The 11,652-nt window shown below is 58.8% G+C and carries 10 protein-coding genes and 4 tRNA genes; 10 read left to right on the forward strand and 4 right to left on the reverse strand.

Going from position 1 to position 11,652, the window contains the following annotated elements; genetic code table 11:
- The first annotated feature begins 91 nt into the window (after nt 1–91).
- From B7L09_RS26550 to B7L09_RS26565, 4 genes are all read left to right on the forward strand, one after another.
- Nucleotides 92–167 (forward strand) — tRNA-Val (locus tag B7L09_RS26550).
- Between the two features lie 19 nt (nt 168–186).
- Nucleotides 187–263, forward strand: a tRNA-Asp gene (locus B7L09_RS26555).
- Between the two features lie 187 nt (nt 264–450).
- Nucleotides 451–526 (forward strand) — tRNA-Val (locus B7L09_RS26560).
- 19 nt (nt 527–545) lie between these two features.
- Nucleotides 546–622: transfer RNA gene (locus tag B7L09_RS26565), tRNA-Asp, on the forward strand.
- An 85-nt stretch (nt 623–707) separates the two neighbouring features.
- On the opposite strand, the gene B7L09_RS26570 is transcribed toward B7L09_RS26565, so the two are convergent.
- Together B7L09_RS26570 and B7L09_RS26575 are read right to left on the reverse strand one after the other, a co-directional pair.
- A complete protein-coding gene (locus B7L09_RS26570) occupies nt 708–1,841 on the reverse strand; it encodes a catalase family protein (RefSeq protein WP_094471353.1) in 1,134 nt (377 codons plus the stop codon).
- The gene (locus tag B7L09_RS26575; RefSeq protein ID WP_094471361.1) at nt 1,838–3,646 is read right to left on the reverse strand and encodes a di-heme-cytochrome C peroxidase; all 1,809 of its coding nucleotides are present in this window, start codon (nt 3,644–3,646) and stop codon (nt 1,838–1,840) included. Before B7L09_RS26575 ends, B7L09_RS26570 begins: the two co-directional genes overlap by 4 nt.
- A 269-nt stretch (nt 3,647–3,915) precedes the next feature.
- On the opposite strand from B7L09_RS26575, the gene bamJ reads away from it, so the two are divergent.
- The 6 genes from bamJ (at nt 3,916) to B7L09_RS26605 (ending at nt 7,380) form a co-directional block, all read left to right on the forward strand.
- Complete coding sequence (bamJ, locus tag B7L09_RS26580; RefSeq protein ID WP_094471354.1) at nt 3,916–4,629, forward strand: BamJ family beta-barrel-assembly machinery protein; 714 nt, start codon at nt 3,916–3,918, stop codon at nt 4,627–4,629.
- Between the two features lie 293 nt (nt 4,630–4,922).
- Nucleotides 4,923–5,378, forward strand: coding sequence for a YkvA family protein (locus B7L09_RS26585; RefSeq protein ID WP_094471355.1), 456 nt, complete (start codon nt 4,923–4,925; stop codon nt 5,376–5,378).
- Between the two features lie 114 nt (nt 5,379–5,492).
- Entirely contained in the window at nt 5,493–5,834 is a 342-nt protein-coding gene (locus tag B7L09_RS26590) for a helix-turn-helix domain-containing protein (RefSeq protein WP_094471356.1), read from the forward strand.
- The gene (locus tag B7L09_RS26595) at nt 5,831–6,202 is read left to right on the forward strand and encodes a hypothetical protein (RefSeq protein ID WP_003223109.1); all 372 of its coding nucleotides are present in this window, start codon (nt 5,831–5,833) and stop codon (nt 6,200–6,202) included. Before B7L09_RS26590 ends, B7L09_RS26595 begins: the two co-directional genes overlap by 4 nt.
- On the forward strand, nt 6,203–6,610 hold the full coding sequence (locus B7L09_RS26600) for an SEL1-like repeat protein (protein ID WP_094471357.1): 408 nt from the start codon (nt 6,203–6,205) through the stop codon (nt 6,608–6,610).
- Nucleotides 6,611–7,053: 443 nt separating this feature from the next.
- Nucleotides 7,054–7,380 (forward strand): hypothetical protein, encoded by a 327-nt coding sequence (locus B7L09_RS26605; RefSeq protein WP_094471358.1) that lies wholly within the window; start codon nt 7,054–7,056, stop codon nt 7,378–7,380.
- Nucleotides 7,381–7,593: 213 nt separating this feature from the next.
- On the opposite strand, the gene B7L09_RS26610 is transcribed toward B7L09_RS26605, so the two are convergent.
- The gene (locus tag B7L09_RS26610; RefSeq protein ID WP_094471359.1) at nt 7,594–9,384 is read right to left on the reverse strand and encodes a bifunctional diguanylate cyclase/phosphodiesterase; all 1,791 of its coding nucleotides are present in this window, start codon (nt 9,382–9,384) and stop codon (nt 7,594–7,596) included.
- Between the two features lie 120 nt (nt 9,385–9,504).
- Nucleotides 9,505–11,586 carry a carboxy terminal-processing peptidase gene (locus B7L09_RS26615; RefSeq protein ID WP_255142705.1) on the reverse strand — a complete coding sequence of 694 codons (2,082 nt, stop codon included), beginning with the start codon at nt 11,584–11,586 and terminating at the stop codon, nt 9,505–9,507.
- Between the last annotated feature and the right edge of the window lie 66 nt (nt 11,587–11,652).

The following is an 11,652-nucleotide window of genomic DNA, read 5'->3' on the forward strand; positions in this document are numbered from 1 at the left end:
CTAAGCCATTGGAAGGCCTNAAAAAAANATTTTAAAAAGTGCTTGCCAGACTTAGGGTCGCTCCGTAGAATGCGCGCCACACCGAAGCGAAGGGTGATTAGCTCAGCTGGGAGAGCGTCTGCCTTACAAGCAGAATGTCGGCGGTTCGATCCCGTCATCACCCACCATTCGCTTCAAGTGTTACGCGCAGCGGTAGTTCAGTCGGTTAGAATACCGGCCTGTCACGCCGGGGGTCGCGGGTTCGAGTCCCGTCCGCTGCGCCATATTCGGTAACCTGGAACACTGAACGCCAGGTCACCACGGAAAAGCCCGCTAACGCGGGTTTTTTTCTGTCTGTTGTTCCTGCGGTATGTGTTGTTTCACCGGTTTTCAGATTTTTTTGAAAAAATATCAATTAAATCAACACTTTAAGAAAATCTGTGGCACAATGCGCCCCGCAACGAAGGTAAAGGGTGATTAGCTCAGCTGGGAGAGCGTCTGCCTTACAAGCAGAATGTCGGCGGTTCGATCCCGTCATCACCCACCACTTACTTTCAACGCTACGCGCAGCGGTAGTTCAGTCGGTTAGAATACCGGCCTGTCACGCCGGGGGTCGCGGGTTCGAGTCCCGTCCGCTGCGCCATATTCGGTAATCTGGAACGCTGAACGCCAGGTCACCACACAGAAAGCCCGCTTGATGCGGGCTTTTTGCTGTCCGGGATTTGGCTTTATTGCTCGGCGTTGCGGCTGTGGCGGTAATCGCTGACCGCTTCATACACCGCCTTGCGCAGGCGGTTGATACCGCCAATCGGTCGATGAGCCTCAAGCCCGAACCACGGGTTGAACGACTGGTTATCGCATTGCACGTTCAGCGCCGGCGTGTCGAAGTCCTGGGCGGGCAGTTTGATCCGCGCCACGGTTTCGAACGGCGCGTCCTTTTCCTTCCACTCGATACTGGTGTCTTCGATCGGCATGNATTGGTCTGCGTCCTGCCGCTGGATCTGCAAGACAAAGCACGCGGGCACCCGATCCGTCGACAATTGCTGATTCAGCGCATTACGTAAAAAATTCGGCAGCTTCTGGTTCTGCGCCGGCAACGTGTAGGCCGGGCAACTGTCAGGGTCTGGCGTCACCCGAAACTTCGCATTGGCGTTACCAAACTTGTAGGGCGAAACCGAAAAGTACGTCGTCTGCGTCGGACTTTCCGGCGCTGGGGAGAGTGTCGCCAAAGCGATAAACAGATGACGAATCTGCCACGTGCGCGGATCCCAACCGGGGTAAAACGCCATCAGCTTCTTGCCATCGGCCTGGGCGGCCACATTCTGACGGTATTCGGCGACATCGCTGACGAAGAAGTTCGGGTGGCTGAACATCACGAAGTCCTGTTCGCCACGGCTTTGTTGATCGGTGAGCAGTTGTTTACCGGGCACGTCGTGCAACTTGATCGCCATGCCCCGGGCGTCACGAATACTGTCGAACTGTGGATAGGCATTGCCGTTGGACAGCCGCATCGTCGCTTGCCAGGTTTTGCCGGGTTCGCTGAACACGCCCTGACGCAGTTCATCCGTCAGATTCGGCAGCACCTGAACCTCGGCCTTCACGCANCCATGCGCCTTGGCGTGCGCATCACGCAGGTAGCGGGTGCCTTCGCGATGCTGGTCGACGATACGCACCGCCGTCTGAATGATGTCTTGCGTCATCGCCGCTTCGCCGTTCGGGATCAGTTCTTCAGCGGATACCGGTCCCCGGTGCTGCCAGGCAAACCACGCCGTGGCCAGCGCCCACCCGAGCACTCCCAGGCCCAGTAACCACAACAGGGTTTTGCCGAGGAAGGCACCAAACCACATCCACAGTCTGCTCATGGCAATTGTGCCTCCAGCGGGCCGCCCAACACTTTCAGATACTCCAACAGCGCCCAGCGCTCCTCCGGTTGCAGCAGGCGACCGATGACGCCGTTACCCAGCTTGCCAGCCCGGAATTCGTGGCCGCTGTTGTGATTGCCGGTGATGCGCGTGTCGAACTTGAAGCCATTGGTAAAGGCCTCGGTGCGATAGCCCAGGTGCCTGGGGTCGTACTCGAACGTGCCTTTGAAGAAGGTCGTTGCGCGTTCATCCTGGGGCGAGAGCAGTTGATAGATGCTCGGCACCGACCCGTTGTGCAGAAACGGCGCCGTCGCCCAGACGCCGGCCAAGGGGCGAGCCTTGTAGGCGCGCAATTCACGCACGCCAATCGGCAGGCCGAAGCCATCCATGTCCGAACGCTCGGCCTCGGGGATTTTCGCCTCGCGGTAAGCGCGGTTTCCTACGAGCGCGGTGACGTAGGCCAGGCCTTTGGCTGACGAGAGTTTGCTCATGTCCAGCGGTTCGGCGGGCGGCGGCTGCAACTGCACATCCAGTTTCGCCAGCTCCGCCGGGTCCCATTGCAAGGCGCTCAGGTCGAAGCGATGGTCGGCGATGTTATTGGCCGCGCCGGGGTCTGTGCCGATGTAGTCCACCGGCAGCATTTTCAGGTGTTGCACCCAACGTCCGTTGGTCTGGACCGATCGGGGCACGTGGCAGCCGGCGCAGTTTTCGCTGAACAATTCGCGACCTTTGGCGGCCAGGGGTTTGTCGACAGCGCCGAGCAGCTCCTCTGGCCAGGCCGGTGCTTTGAGCCGTTGCAGGGTTTGTTCGATCTGGTGCAAGTCGCGCAAGCGGACACTCGAGGGATAGCGCTCGTCACCTTTGAGCGGTTGGCCATTGGCGTCGAAGAAATTCAGGGTGGCACCGACGCCCAGCGCTTCGCCGATGTTGCGCGCCATGGGTTGCTGGGCTGAGCCGTTCCACTGCACCCAGTCGAAGGTCCAGATATCCCACAGGTGTGGGTAGTCCACCGGCGCATTGGCGACGCGATAATTCTCTGCTGAAATGGCGTCGCCGAAGCTGGCATTGGCGATGCGCCCGAAGGCGTCGGTGCGGCCGGGACCCTCTTCGGTCGGATAGAGCCCGCGATGGGTGTCGTTCCAGGCCACTTTCACAAACGTATTGAGGGAGGCTTTGAAGTCTTGGCGCAACTGTTGACGGCGAGTTTCGTAGTCCTCGCCCAACACGTTGCGGGCGAAACGTTCGAATTTCCAAGGGTTGTAATACGTCGAGGCCAGACTGGCGACAAGTGCTTGTCCGAAACTGCCGCCCCGTACTGTAGGAACACTGGAAGGCAGGACATGCTGCGCCGAACCGCCGTCGATGCGCACCGCCTGGCCATTGAAGCGCAATTCACCGGTGTGGCAGGCGGCGCAGGTGATGTCGAGGAATTCGTCCTGGCTGCCGGGGTTTTGATGGCGGGCAAACCCCACGGGCAAGTTGTCGGGGTTGCTCGGTGTGTCCTTCTGGTCGGGGTCGATCAGAAAACCAAAGCGTGCGAGATACTCGGGGGCGGCGAAGCGTTGTTCCGAGAAGGGCAGTTCGAGTTCCTTGAACCAGTCGTAGCGCAAGCCTTTGACCTGAGTGCCCTGGGGGGTGAAGTAGTAAGTCTGGCGGTCGGCGGCGCTCCACTGTTCGAGGTAATGCACCTGTTGTGCGGGTGACCAGGTCGGCAGCTTCGGGTTGGCAACGTAGTACAGCACCACGGCCAGGCCCAGCCCCAGCAGCACAGCGAACAACACCAGCACACGGAATAAGAGGCGCAAGATAAACATCCTTGTCGATTTGTAGCTCTCTTATGCCTCAGGGCTTGAGGGGTGGCAAGTGGCCATTACGCCAGATGCTGTGGGTTCCGGTATCCGTCTCTGCGGGCCCAAGATGACAGAAGCTTCATGATCCCAATCCCGAAATGCGTTAAAACACCTGAACTTATCAGAAGTTTCCTGCTCAGATGCCGGTAGCCATTGGTCGTGGCCGCCTGATAAGCTCGCGACTTTACTCGAATGCCCTTTTGGCGCACGAACAAGGAAATAGCATGAAACAGCATCGGTTGGCGGCGGCGGTGGCCCTGGTTAGCCTGGTACTTGCGGGTTGTGATTCGCAGACCAGCGTAGAGCTGAAAACCCCGGCGCAGAAAGCTTCCTACGGCATCGGCCTGAACATGGGCAAAAGCCTTGCTCAAGAAGGCATGGATGACCTGGACTCCAAAGCAGTAGCCCAGGGCATCGAAGATGCCGTTGGCAAGAAAGAACAGAAGCTCAAAGACGACGAGCTGGTTGAAGCGTTTGCCGCACTGCAGAAGCGTGCTGAAGAACGCATGACCAAAATGAGCGAGGAGTCGGCAACCGCCGGCAAGAAATTCCTTGAAGAAAACGCCAAGAAAGACGGCGTAGTGACCACGGCTTCCGGTCTGCAGTACAAGATCGTGAAGAAGGCCGATGGCGCTCAGCCTAAGCCGACCGACGTGGTGACTGTTCACTACACCGGCAAGCTCACCAACGGCACTACCTTTGACAGCTCCGTAGATCGCGGTAGCCCGATTGACCTGCCGGTCAGCGGCGTGATCCCGGGTTGGGTCGAAGGCCTGCAACTGATGCACGTGGGCGAGAAGGTCGAGCTGTACATTCCTAGCGAGCTGGCCTACGGCGCCCAAAGCCCAAGCCCGGCGATTCCAGCCAACTCGGTGCTGGTATTCGACCTGGAACTGCTGGCGATCAAGGATCCAGCAAAAGAAGACGCCGCCAAGTAATCAGCGTCTGCTTCAAGAACAACGCCTCGCTTTATGCGGGGCGTTGTTGCATCTGGCGTTCAGCGAGGGTAAACAAAGCGAACGGATGCTGTACGGTGCAGTCATAGCCATTGAGGACGCCGTGCTAGCCGCGCCGGCGCTCCAAGTCAATGAAATCTTGGGTTTTTTTATGTGAGTAAAAAACGCCCGATCTGAGTTGANNCCTTGTAGTCCGTGGCTTTCAGCNGTGAAAAATAGCTCTGTTCACAAGGTTATCCACAATTTGTGTGGATAACATTTCAGCGGGAGGAATGATGAAAGCACCCTGGAATTTTGCTCGTTTCCTGCCACTCGCCGGACGCCTGCTTGCCCGTGGACGCTTGCCGACCCTGCTGTTCGCCGTCGCCAGCAAAGGGGCCAGCCAGGGCAATCGATTGGGCAAACTCAAGGACGATCTGCGCCTGATGCAGGCACTGTGCCTGGCCTACTGGCGGGGAGAATACCGGGCGATCAGCCCCAAGGCGCTGATCTCGGTGGTGGCGGGGTTGATGTATTTCCTCAGCCCGATTGATGCGATCCCGGACTTTATCCCGGTATTCGGCATGCTCGATGACATTGCCGTGCTGGCCTGGCTGATGAAAGTCCTCGACGATGAACTCAATGCGTTCCGTGCCTGGCGCAATCGTCAGTTGCCGGAGAAGCTTGCGGTGGTGGAGCGGCTCCCCGATACACCTGAGCAACTTCAGCTTCAAGGCCCGAAAAAAACCTGATTCGATTGAGGATCGTCCTTATATTCATACCCCCCGCGACCGTGACCGCTGTTAGGATTACACTTCTAGGGAAAAGTGCCGACTCGCTAAGTGTCGTTNTCCTACGGGGCAGTCATGGATATTCAGATAATTTTACGCAAAGGCGAGCCCGAATATGCGGTTTTGCCGTGGGCTCAGTATCAGGCTCTACTGAAAGCAGCAGGCATCAACGAACAATCGGCGCCCGACTCGCCGGTGCGTCACGCACCATCACCAGACCAGATTCTTCCGGGTCTGGATCAATTACGCAGTTTGCGCGAAGGGAAGGGCATCGCCATTGAGGCGCTGGCCCGCACGGTAGGCATCAGCCCGTCTTATCTGGCCCTGATCGAAAGTGGCGAGCGTCTACCCGACGCTGCGATTCGCCGCAGCCTGGCCTGGGAACTGACGGTGCCAGGGTGGAGGGATGAATCGTGAGCGTACGCATCAGTCGTCAACATTGGGACGGGTTGTTGGGTGAGTTGGATCAGGCCCGCCGTCAGCGCCACCTGCTGACTTATCGAGCCTTGCTGGAACGTTTGCAGTTGCCCACGCCGGCCATGCAAACCCTCACCGCTGCGCTTGAGCATCTGGCCGCGCTGGACGCCAAGGCCGAGCAGCCCTTGCGCAGCTCTCTGGTCATCAGCCAGGGCGCCAGTCGCTTGCCGCGCACCGGTTTCTTCGAATGCGTCGAGCGTCTGGGGCGTTTCTCGGGGCCGTCCGACGGCGTTGCTGCCGCCTCGTGGCACGCTTCGGAAGTGGTGCGCGTGTTTGAATACGAATACCCGGAATCGGCGGAGGCCTGAGTGTTCTTGAAACTCAAGGCGCGCGCCAGTTACTGGCTGGCCCGCCGGTTATTTCACTGGTCGTGGTTCGTGCGACAGCCCCGCGGCTGGAGCTGGCTCGAAGGCCAGTTCGCGCGCATGGCCAACCTGGGTGACGTCGGTGCGCAAAGCTTCTATGGCCACATCCTGACCTTCCGTGGCGTCGGCCTTGGGGCTCGTGAGGAAGGTGTTCGATTGCTGCGCCTGGCGGCGTTGGCGGGGGATGGTAAAGCGGCGTATCAGGTGGGGGTGATCAGTTTGGCGGGGACGCCGAGCAAGGCGCCGGACCCCGTGGAAGCGGCGCGGTTTTGGCGGATTGCGGCGCAGGCTGGGCATCCGTTGGCTGAGATGAAGCTTAAAGAGCTGGCGTCTCGCGATGCTGCGAAGTAACCCCATCATTTGTTCGCAATTCGTGGCGACGTATTAGAGAATTGCCTTACACCAACATCGTCCGTTGCTGATTTCTTTCCTGATTGATCCCCCGCAAAGTCCTGCGCGTTTATTGCTGTGTAAATCCATCGGAGATTTCCTTCGAGTTGTGGCGGCTTTCATGAACTGGTGCGCGACGTGTCTCATCGATAGTCTTCTGGCTGTCACTGAAAACTCAGTGGCAGGGTGTAGGAACCCTTCAAGACTAGAGAGGACGCTTCGGCGTCGACACCTGAATTGCGGCCATCGACATGCGTCCGTAAGATCAGTTGCGGCGGCTGTGCGCGGGCACGCTTCGGTGTGGTCGAGTTCTCTGGTCTCGATATTCCTACCCCGCGTATAGCTGCCACCCAAGCCTGTAGGAAGGCCGATGGTAGCGCCCATTACTACCAGAGGTTTCAATAATGAAAACACTTACGCCAGATCCGCCTTACACCCCTCTAACGCCTCATCCCGACAACCGCTTCATGGCGCTGACCAGCAACTGCAGCGACATGCCGACCTTGTTCGTCGACACCCACGCGCCGCTCGATATTTTGACCGACGCTGCCCGCTACCGAATCCGAGCCGTCACCCAAGTGCTGGAGAACCTGTCCATGCGCGGTTCGATTGAGTGCGATTCCATGATTCTCAGCGACTTCGCGTTGCTCTGCGCCATTCCGTTGCGTGATGGCTGTGATGTGCTGGATGTGGTTGGGCGGCGGTTGGGCGCGCGGTCAGAAGCGGATTAGTACCAGGGATTTTAGGTGTATGTTCTGGCCTCATCGCGAGCAAGCTCGCTCCCACAGGGTTTGGTGTCGTTCACAATAATTGGGGATTTTAGGTGTATGTTCTGGCCTCATCGCGAGCAAGCTCGCTCCCACAGGGTTTGGTGTCGTTCACAATAATTGCGAACGACACAAAAACCTGTGGGAGCGAGCTTGCTCGCGATAGCGTCAGTTCAATCAGCGATGCCCTAGCAGCCATTCCTCCTCTCGCACCGGCACCACCAAACTATCAATCACATACACGCTATACCCCGCCACGTTCTTCGCGTGATGCTTGGCCTGCGATGCCATCTCCGCCAACTGGCTGGCATCCAGTTGTCCACAGGCCTGTGGATACAAATGCACCACGCCGATCGACAGCGACAGCAANGCNAATTCCTGGCGCACACCCTGGCGATTCGGTGCAATAAAGCAGCCGGCTTCCAGGTGTTCGCTGCGGTAGAAGCGTCGGCACTGGCTCTGGAAGTCGTCCAGCAACTGGTTCAAACGTTTGCGCCAGTCTTCCGGGCCGAGCACCAGCAGAAAGTCATCGCCGCCGATATGGCCGACGAAGTCGCGGGCCGGATCGACGCGATCGTTCAGGCATTGCGCCAGGCACAGCAGGACTTCATCCCCACGGCCGTAGCCGTAGATGTCATTGAAGGGTTTGAAACTGTCGATGTCGACGTAGCAGATCACCGATTCCCGCTCCTGTTGCAACAGCCGCGTCAGGCATTGCTGGATGGGCACGTTGCCCGGCAACAGGGTCAGCGGGTTGGCGTAGCGGGCCTGCTGAATTTTCAGTTCGGTAATCAACTTCAGCACATCGATCACCCGGCCCAATCCCAGATAGCCGCCGTTGAGGGTGATGATGAAGTCTTCTTCNATTCGCTGGCGTGCGCGGCTGGTCAACAAGCGGCTGACTTGCTGCAGGGATTGGCTCAACTCCACCGCCAGAAAGTCATCGCTCATCAAGCGGCTGATGGGCTTGCGCGCGAACAGGTCAGTGGCGAACGGCTTGAGCAGCGCGTCCGACAAGGAATGCCGGTGCACGATGCCGACGGGGTGGCCGCGCCCATCCAGCACAGCCAGGGAGTTGAGGTTGGCCTGGCGGCGGAAGGCTTCCAGCACCGTGGCCGTCGGTGTGTCCCGGGCCACGGCCGGTTGGTCGTTGAGCAAGGCGCTGAGGTCGCTGCCTTCGTCATTCAGCGCCACGGCGGTGCTGTCGTGTTTTGGCATCAAGGATCGCGCCTCGCGCGGTGGATGCTCTTGAGGCCGACACAGCAAGTAGCCTTGCACCAGATCGACGCCCATCTCCGTCAGCACCGCGAGCTCTTCCGGCAGTTCGATCCCTTCGGCGATCACCTGAGCCCGCGAGGCTTTGGCGATTTGCAGGATCGAGCCGACGAACTCACGCTTGAGCGCGTCCTGATGGATGCCGTCGATGAAATGCCGGTCAATCTTCACGTAGTCCGGACGAAGTTCAGACCACAAGCGCAAACTCGAATAACCGGCGCCCAAATCATCCAGCGCAATGGAAAAGCCCATCGCCCGGTAGTGATGCAGGGCGTTTTGCAGCAACTGGAAATCGTCGGTCGGGGTCTGTTCGGTGAGTTCGATCACCACCTGGCTCGGCGGGATGCCGAAGTCCTGCAGCAATTGCAGGGTCCGACCCGGTTGATGGGCGGCTTCCAGCAGGGATTCAGGAGAGACGTTGAGAAACAGTTTGCCGGGCAGCTGTTGTTCATTGAAGCGCCGGCATGCGCTTTCACGGCAGGCGATTTCCAGTTCACTGAGGCGCCCGGCATGGCTGGCTACCGAGAACAGGGCGACGGGGGAGTGCAGCGGGCTATTGGACGGGCCACGGCTGAGGGCTTCGTAGCCGAGGATGCGCCGCTCGGACAGGCAAATGATCGGTTGGAACAGGCTGTGCAAACCGCTTTGAGCCAGAATGGAACTCAAGGCACTCAGCTGTTCAGTGGTGGTCATGGCGATCTCTGGCGATAAAAAAAGGACTGGGAGCCATGAGCTCCCAGTCCTTTATTTCACGACAGAATGATGACTGTTTGATGACGCTCCGGGGAGCGTCAGCATTAAATTGCCATCATTTTAGTGCTTGGCGACCGCGGTGTTGAGTTTCAGGTAGTCCAACAGAATCCGCCCGGTCTCGCTCAAGTAGGCATCGTCTTCTGGCTTGGTTTTTTCAGGCTCGGTCGGCAGGGCATCCTCATCTTCTTTCTTCAGCTCTTTGAGCGGGTCTTCGCCCTTGGCCTTGCGGCGGGCGTTTTCCAGCACAAGCTGCTGATTCTCGATGTCGGTGTGNTGCGCACGACGATCGGCTTCATTGAGGCTGACGGTTTTTTCCGCCATCAGCTTCTGGGCCAGGGCCAGCTTGTCGCGGATGAACACGAACTCCGCATCCTTGGTCGAACGCAAGTCATGCTCGGATTTGAGCTGCGCGATGTAAGGTTTGAACGGGTCGACCGCCGGCTTGATGGCCGCGCGGATGGTGTCCCACGGCATCGCTTCGGGCAGCGCGCTTTCGCCGATTTCCTTGGTGTCGATGATCGACGGGAAATCAACATCCGGCAGTACGCCCTGATGCTGGGTGCTCTGCCCGGAAACCCGGTAGAACTTGGCAATGGTCAGCTTCAGTTCGCCATGGTTCAGCGGCTGAATGGTCTGCACGGTGCCTTTACCGAAGGTCTGGCCGCCGACGATCAACGCGCGGTGGTAGTCCTGCATGGCGCCGGCGAAAATCTCCGAAGCCGAGGCCGAGAGGCGGTTGACCAGCAACGCCATCGGACCTTTGTAGAACGCGCCCGGGTTCTCGTCTTCGAGCACGTCGACACGGCCGTCAGCGTTGCGTACCAACACGGTCGGGCCTTTGTCGATAAACAGGCTGGTCAGCTCGGTGGCTTCCTGCAGGGAGCCGCCGCCGTTGTTGCGCAGGTCGATGACCACGCCGTCGACTTTTTCCTTCTGCAGCTCTGTCAGGATTTTCTTAACGTCGCGGGTGGTGCTCTTGTAGTCCGGGTCACCGGCGCGGAACGCCTTGAAGTCCAGGTAGAACGCCGGGATCTCGATGACGCCGAGCTTGTAGTCCTTGCCATCCTGTTTCAGGTTGAGGACTTGCTTCTGCACAGCCTGGTCTTCGAGCTTCACCGCTTCACGGGTGATGGACACGATCTTGCTGGTCTGGTCGTTCGGCGCATTGGTGTGCGGAATCACTTCCAGGCGCACCACGCTGCCTTTCGGCCCACGGATCAGCTTGACCACTTCGTCCAGGCGCCAGCCGACCACATCGACCATCTCTTTGTCGGCCTGGGCCACGCCGATGATCTTGTCCGCCGGGGCGACCTGCTTGGTCTTGTCGGCAGGACCTGCCGGTACCAGGCGCACGACTTTCACCTGATCGTTATCGCTCTGCAACACGGCGCCGATGCCCTCGAGGGACAGGCTCATGTTGATGTCGAAGTTTTCCGCGTTATCCGGCGACAGATAGTTGGTGTGCGGGTCGTAGGACATGGCGAAGGTGTTGATGTAGGCCTGGAAGATGTCTTCGGCACGGGTCTGGTCCAGGCGCGCCAACTGNTTCTTGTAGCGCTTGGTCANNGTTTCCTGAATCTGTTTGGAATCCTTGCCCGCGATCTTCTGCCGCAAGACTTCGTCCTTGACGCGTTTGCGCCACAGGTCGTCGAGTTCTGCGGTGGACTTGAGCCAAGGGGCGTCCTTGCGATCGATCAGCAAGGTTTCCTTGGTGGTGAAGTCGAGCTTGTCGACGCCCTTGTTCAGCTCACCCAAGGCGAAGTCCAGACGCGCTTTGACGCGGTCCAGGTAACGCTTGTAGATGGTGAACGCTGGCTGCAGGTCGCCACTCTTGAGGAAGTCGTCGAACTGAGTCTTCCACTTGTCGAACTCAGCGATATCGCTGGCCAGGAAGTAGCTGCGCGACGGGTCCAGCAGCTTGAGGTAGCTGTCATAGATGATCACCGAGCGAGCGTCGTCCAGCGGCGGCTTGCTGTAGTGATGGCGCTTTAGCAACTCGACAACGTTAAGGCTGGCAATCACCTCATCGCGATCAGGCTGAAGATTGTCCCAGCTATTGGCTGCGAACGTATTGGTCGACATCGACGCGAAGCCGAGACCAATGAAAAAAGCGAGGGCGGTGCTGGGGAACAGATGCTTCATGCTGATTCGACGCGGGGGCAATTGATAACGCATATTAGGCCGTCTTTGAGGGAGCCGGTTCCATAA

The sequence above is a fragment of the Pseudomonas mandelii genome, from assembly GCF_002251635.1.
Classification (GTDB): domain Bacteria; phylum Pseudomonadota; class Gammaproteobacteria; order Pseudomonadales; family Pseudomonadaceae; genus Aquipseudomonas; species Aquipseudomonas mandelii_B.

Excerpts from the sequence above, each read along its gene's own strand:
- bamJ (WP_094471354.1), top strand. The coding sequence starts at position 3,916 with ATGAAACAGCATCGGTTGGCGGCGGCGGTGGCCCTGGTTAGCCTGGTA.
- B7L09_RS26585 (WP_094471355.1), top strand. The coding sequence starts at position 4,923 with ATGAAAGCACCCTGGAATTTTGCTCGTTTCCTGCCACTCGCCGGACGC.
- B7L09_RS26590 (WP_094471356.1), top strand. The coding sequence starts at position 5,493 with ATGGATATTCAGATAATTTTACGCAAAGGCGAGCCCGAATATGCGGTT.
- B7L09_RS26605 (WP_094471358.1), top strand. The coding sequence starts at position 7,054 with ATGAAAACACTTACGCCAGATCCGCCTTACACCCCTCTAACGCCTCAT.